At 55.7% G+C, this 5,731-nt stretch carries 6 protein-coding genes; all 6 read right to left on the bottom strand.

The window, feature by feature from the left end; all coding sequences use genetic code 11:
- Window positions 1–51 precede the first annotated feature (51 nt).
- The 6 genes from HQL56_17730 to HQL56_17705 all read right to left on the bottom strand — a co-directional run bounded on the left by HQL56_17730 (window position 52) and on the right by HQL56_17705 (window position 5,482).
- Window positions 52–666, bottom strand: a complete 615-nt coding sequence (locus HQL56_17730; protein MBF0311360.1) for a NapC/NirT family cytochrome c — start codon at window positions 664–666, stop codon at window positions 52–54.
- 248 nt (window positions 667–914) lie between these two features.
- Window positions 915–2,192 (bottom strand): FAD-dependent oxidoreductase, encoded by a 1,278-nt coding sequence (locus HQL56_17725; protein ID MBF0311359.1) that lies wholly within the window; start codon window positions 2,190–2,192, stop codon window positions 915–917.
- A gap of 20 nt (window positions 2,193–2,212) precedes the next feature.
- On the bottom strand, window positions 2,213–2,839 hold the full coding sequence (locus HQL56_17720) for a c-type cytochrome (protein ID MBF0311358.1): 627 nt from the start codon (window positions 2,837–2,839) through the stop codon (window positions 2,213–2,215).
- A gap of 204 nt (window positions 2,840–3,043) precedes the next feature.
- Window positions 3,044–3,622, bottom strand: a complete 579-nt coding sequence (locus HQL56_17715; protein MBF0311357.1) for a DUF302 domain-containing protein — start codon at window positions 3,620–3,622, stop codon at window positions 3,044–3,046.
- Between the two features lie 451 nt (window positions 3,623–4,073).
- Entirely contained in the window at window positions 4,074–4,511 is a 438-nt protein-coding gene (locus HQL56_17710; protein MBF0311356.1) for an NUDIX domain-containing protein, read from the bottom strand.
- A gap of 83 nt (window positions 4,512–4,594) precedes the next feature.
- Window positions 4,595–5,482 carry a YkgJ family cysteine cluster protein gene (locus HQL56_17705; protein ID MBF0311355.1) on the bottom strand — a complete coding sequence of 296 codons (888 nt, stop codon included), beginning with the start codon at window positions 5,480–5,482 and terminating at the stop codon, window positions 4,595–4,597.
- Window positions 5,483–5,731: the final 249 nt, after the last annotated feature.

The raw sequence follows: 5,731 nt of genomic DNA, 5'->3' as shown, positions 1-5,731 counted from the left end.
CACCGTCTTGCGCCTTGCCAGGAACCAAAATCTGGCAAATGTCAACACGCCCTACTTCTCCGCCTTCTTTTCCACACCCTTGCCTTCCGGTTCTTCCTGCTCCTTGTGGGCCACACCCACATGGCAGTCGATACAGGTACCGCCCTGCTCCAGGGCGCGGCGATGCTTTTTGGCCGCCGTGCGATCCTGTTTTTCGAAGTTCATGGCGTCGAAATTGTGGCAACCCCGGCACTCTTTGGAATCCCGGCTCTTCATGTTGTGGATGACGCTCTGAGCCAGCTCGTAGCGCGCCTTGTCGAAGGAACCCTTTTCCGAGTAGGTACCGATGGTATGGTGCCAGATATCCTTGGATCCGATGTAGGCCTTGGCCCAGATCTTGGACAGCCAGTCGCCGAAGGTGGCGCCGTGCGGCACATGGCAGTCGGCGCATTCAGCGCGAACGCCGGTCCGGTTCGAGTAGTGGGTGGTCTCCTTGTATTCGGCGTAAACCCCTTCCATTTCGTGACAGGAGATGCACAGTTCCATGTGACTGGTGGCGTGCATGCCGAAGTGAAACACCAGGAAAAACACACCACCCGCGACAAAACCACCCAACAGGAGGGTCCCCAGGGCAAACGATTCGCTCGGTTGCCGCAACACGGCCCACAATCTCTTCAAGAACTCCATTCCTCCACTCCTTTCTGGATCGTATTCTCCGGCATCTCCCCGATTCAAGGGGGCGGAGATCTATTCTTGGCGGAACTGCACCGCGCACAGCCAGTTGATGAAACGCGCCAAGGCTACACAATTTGACTTCATTGCTGCAAGGGATGGGATTATGGCGAGAGAAACGGCTTTATTCGGGGAAAATTATTTTGCAATACAAAAAAAGGCGGGGTTGCCCCCGCCTTTTTTTCAACTTTGCAAAAACCGACTTACAGGAACATGTCGGCCATGATGCTCTGATACCAGCTCTCGGCGTACAGGGCTTCCTGCTTGCGGAAAGCCGGGCTCGCCTTGGCCGGGGAGACTCCACCCTTGACTTCCTTGATGGTGTCCTTGCCTTCCACCTTGTCCATCTTGTAGATACCGGCCACGGAGATACCGTAGTCGGGGGTGATCAGGCTGTAGCAGGTATTCACATAGGAAGGCTCACCCACCGGTTTGCCATTCAACAAGGCGACGATGGCGGCAGCCACCACTTTGCCCTGGGAGTTGGCCGCATACCCGGACTTGGGCATGGCGCCGGCGATGCAGCTGTCACCGATCACATGAATGTCTTTGTGAAGGGTGGATTCGAACGTGGTGAAATCGACGGGGCAGAAACCCGACTCGTTGGTCAAGCCTGCCTTTTTGGCGATTTCACCGGCCATCATGGGCGGAATCACGTTGACGCAGGAGCTCTTGTACTCCTCCATCTCGGTCTTGACCACACCGGCCTTGGCGTCGACACTGGCCACCTTGCCGCCGTTGGCTCCGGGAACCCACTCGATATTCAAGCCGTTCTCCTGCCAACCGCCGGTGAACAAGCCCTGCTTGGAGAATTTGTCCTTGGGATCCAAAATGATGACCTTGGATTTCGGCTTGTGCTGCTTAAGATAATAAGCCACCAGGCTGGCCCGCTCGTAGGGGCCCGGAGGGCAGCGATAAGGATTTGGCGGGGCCACGATGATGAAGGGTTCACCGTCCGGCATGGCCTTGAGCTTGTCACGCAGCTTGGTGGTCTGAGGACCCGCTTTCCAGGCATGAGGCATCAACTCCGCAGCGGCTTCGTCATAACCGGGGATGGCTCCCCATTTGAAATCGACGCCGGGAGAGACCACGAGGCGATCGTAAATATACTCTTTGCCGCTCTTGGTGGTAACCTTTTTCTTGACGGGATCGATATCGGTGGCCATATCGATCACCACCTTAATTCCGTGCTTCTGCAGGGAATTGACATCCCAGGTCTGCACGGCTAAATCGCGCTTTTCGATGAGAATCGGATTGCTCAAGGGGCAGGAGACGTAATTGAGGCTTGCCTCAATCAGGGTGACATCGATGTTGGCATCCATCATACGGATATACTTGGCCGCGATGGCGCCGCCATAACCGCCGCCGATCACCACAACTTGGGATTTTGCGGCAGCGTGAGCCAGACGGGGTGCAGCCACTCCAACGGCGGCCAACCCTCCAGCCAGCTTGACAAATCCCCTTCTCGTAAGATTGGTCATTTCGAGGCTCCTCTCACTCGTCAATCGGTCTGGCTGGCATAGAAGTGCGCCAGTGCTTTCAGCTCATCAAGAGTCTTCTCATCCATCTGCTTGGCCATCTTCTCGGGCTGAGGAATTTTCTGCCTCAACTCGGGATCCTTGTAATCGGCCATTTTGAGCAGGAGATAGTCGACCCACTGACCGGCGAGACGCGCGGTATCGTCTTCCTGACCGCGTCCGGCGTTCTCATGGCACTTTTCACACTTCTTCTGCAGTTCCTTGCCTTGCTTGGCCAGCTTGGCATCGACGGGTGTACCCATCTTCGAATTGGGATGGGCTTTGGCGTTGAGCCACTTCTGCTTGGACAGGTGGGTGGCGATGGCGTCGATCTCCGCATCGGAATAACCGCCCGCAATACGATCCATGACCGTGGCCGGACGTTTCCCTTCCTTGTACTCTTTCATCAACCCCTTCAGCAGATTGGCCGGCATTCCCGCGATGCTGGGCATACCCGGTCCGGCAGAAACCCCATTGGTTCCATGGCAGCCGGCACAGGTATTGCTTAACATTTCGGGAGTGGCATCGGCTCCCGCCGGAGCGCTGAACAATAGACCACTGGCCAACAGGCCGGCGGCCAATGCCAACGTGCGCTGCACTTTCGATTGCATGTGATTCCCTCCAGTCATGATTCTCTCGAACATCGCGCCCGGCTTAACCCGGGCTGAACCGGTGAAAATTCACCTACCGGATACTTCGGCCCGCCTTGGGAGACACTGCCGCCCCATTCCTCCTTTCAAACAATGCGTCCCATTTTCCGTTCAACGAGCCAACTCTCCAACCAGCACGGACATCCGGTTCGGGAAATAACCGCATCAAATATCCCCCTTGGCGGCCCCGTCCATGATCTCTTTGATGGTCTTCCAGATGCGAATGGCTTCCGTCTTCAACTCCGGCGGCAACTGCTTGCCTCCATGGATCATCAGATCCAAGGCCATGGTATGCAGCCAGAGGTTCCCGCTTTTGTCCTCCACGACCGAGATCCGGCAAGGCATGAAGGCGGTGTAGACATCGTTGTAGTCGGCCATCAGCTTACCCACCTTCGCGTCACAGAACGACAGGAAGGAGATATGCCGATAGGGCTGATTGGTCACGGCCTGGACCTGCTTGTAAAAAGGCGCCTCACCGACAAAGAGGAAGTTCCGCGCCGAAGCCAGGCTCTTCAGGGAATCTTTGACATCCTCCACGGAGATACCCTTGTTGACCCGAACCGAATAGACCATGGCCGAACCGGGATCCTTGGTCTCCAGCAACTTGGTGGCAAACTTCTTGTAGGTTTCGAAGTAGCCCGGATCAAATTCCGCAATCACGGGTTTCAAAAGCACGACGGCATAAAGGACTCCCGCCACGGCAATCAACCCAACCAAAGCCAACAGATTTCGTAATAGACCCATTTTTGAAGATCCTCATGTGGATTGAGACAGGCCAGCGGAGTAACCACGCCACGGACCGGCTGATTCAAACGGGCCCCCGGACCGAAGAGTGGCGCACTGGTCCGTCTGCGGGCACGTCGAGTTTCGGGGGGAGAATCTTTGTGGCATCGCCCGAAAGGCCGGACCGGCCGGATAACGGCCTGCACGCCACCTCCCTGCCTTTGCCGACAAAAGCCTGCCGACCAATGCCGGCTTCCCCCCAACGGCATGGATGATCCAGAAAAAAATTCGGTAACAGAATCGTGACAAAATTTGACACGCGAAAGGCCTGATGCAGAAATAATCGGCAGAGCCCGACTCTGTCAACCCAAAAAATGAGTGTGACTATTTACGATTTAAAATATTATCATATACTAATATTTGTTTACTTGGGAACTTTATCTATTTTAGAGTAGCATACCTCTCCCCTGGATCAATACCATAACTGTTCAATCCTACCCAGATAGCGCGATGATTTATAATTCTTATTTAAGAATGACCTTTCGATGACATAACCCATACCGGGATAGAGAGGGATGCGTGACAGGGATTCCAAAGGATGCCAAACCAGTTGCAACGCTTTGGAGGCTTTCGGATCGATTTCCGGTCGCCCTTCCAAGATGGTGACATGAAACAAAAAATGCACCACCTCCCGGCCCTGTACCGCCGTTTCGGCAACCCAGGCCAGATCCCCGACCCCGATGCCAACCTTCAACTCTTCCTGAAATTCCCGTCGCAAGGCCGAGGCGATGTCCTCACCCGATTCCACACCTCCTCCCGGAAGGTTGAAGCGATCGTGCCCCCCAAACTGGTAACGCATGGTCAAAATCTGGCCATTTTCAACAACTATCCCGGCAGGACGAATCAGCATGACCCCTCCCCTCTCGCCTTGATTGCAGCCGGAGCACCTCCGGGGGAATCCTGCGGATCCCCCCGGTAAAACCGGGCCTTTGTTCAGCCTTCGGGGTTCCCGGCCCGTCGTTTTTTCAGAATATCCATGGCTTGCGGACGCATGGTGACCTCACGGTCGCCGAACATCACGCTGCGCAACCAGCGAAAAGCGAATCGGATCATGGCTACGTCATCTTCCAGAATGGCCTTCTCCTCCTCCGCGTCGACTTGGAACCTCTCCCGGAAGGTTGAACCGAAGACGAAGCGGCGCATCTGATCCGGGTCGGTCTGGGCCATGTAGACCATTTCAGCCATGGGCAGGGGCGTTTTGGCTGCATCCCCGGCAGTACGACGTTTCAGGATAAAGGTCATCCACTCCTGATTGACTTCGTCGTAACCGTCGGAGCCTTGATCGGCCCGCCACGCATCCACCGTCCAACTTTTCGCCTCGGCGTGTCCCTGACAAAAGGGCTCCCGCACCAGAAAATAGAAGGTCTCATCCCCCGGTGTCGCCTGACGATGCATCAAGGCCAGCCCCAGTGGATAATAACGGCAGGCTACCGGGCGATCACTGTATACCGAGCAGCCGGCATCGGTCACAAAGGGACATTTCCCGCTCTCCGGATCCATGCGGATCAGCGGAACCGGAAGATCCCCTTTCGCCAGAAAAGTTGGCTCGGCGAAGCGATTCAAAAACTCCTCGGCATCCAAACCCAGGCGTTTCCGTAAACGCAAAAGATCGTATGGTGTCAGGATGATCTCGATGTGGCTGCAACAACTGTTAAAGCAAGAGATGCCAGGATAACACTTGAAGCGCATGAGATCCGACCCGGAAAGCTTCACCGGATCCAAGACGTTGAGTACTTCCCGCGGCATGGTGCGCAGTTCTTCATCGATTTGAACGGCCTTGTCACGTAGGGCTTCCGTTTCGTCGTCACGCATCGTTTCCATCCACTTCCCTATTTTGTTCGGTCATACGGGGGCCCGGTGGGGGATTATCCCCCCCGGCGGGTCCAGGGCAGCGCCCTGGGGCTTTTCCTTGAAGGAGTTGCACTACTCGCGCAACGGCCAGAGGTGTTCTTTTACCAATTAATGCTTTAGTAAATATTCAAAGATACGGGGGTTCGGGGAGGATTATCCCCCCCGACGGGTCCAGGGCAGCGCCCTGGGACTCTTCCGTTTGCCGTTGACTTCCGACCC

The sequence above is a fragment of the Magnetococcales bacterium genome (genome assembly GCA_015231925.1).
GTDB lineage: Bacteria > Pseudomonadota > Magnetococcia > Magnetococcales > JADGAQ01 > JADGAQ01.
This window is presented reverse-complemented; position numbering and strand designations above follow the sequence as displayed.